This window comes from Vibrio marinisediminis (assembly GCF_014050145.1).
Classification (GTDB): Bacteria; Pseudomonadota; Gammaproteobacteria; order Enterobacterales; family Vibrionaceae; genus Vibrio; species Vibrio marinisediminis.
The window spans coordinates 1-262 of record NZ_JACFYF010000288.1 but is presented as its reverse complement, the minus strand read 5'-3'; the positions used below and the strand labels follow the sequence as shown (position 1 = coordinate 262).

The 262-nt window shown below is 74.4% G+C and carries 1 pseudogene; it reads left to right on the top strand.

From position 1 onward, the window contains the following. Positions 1-262 (top strand): annotated as a pseudogene (locus H2O73_RS24130) (hypothetical protein); the annotation flags it as partial.

Here is a 262-nt window from a genome sequence, read left to right as displayed (position 1 = left end):
AGCCGCCTGGTGGCGGAGGCGGGGGAGCTGGTGGGCTACGGCCTCTATATCGACCTGCTCGGCCCGCTGGCCGCGGGCAAGGCGCGCGCGGATTTCCCCCTGGGCGGGGCAGAGGACCGCTGCCGCTACGCGCTGGAACGGGCGGGGGAGGGGCGCAACGTGGCCCTCGTGTGCTCGGGCGATGCGGGGATCTATGCCATGGGCGCGCTGGTGTTCGAGCTCTTGGACCGGGGGCCGGAGGCGCAGGGCGTGTCGGATGCCG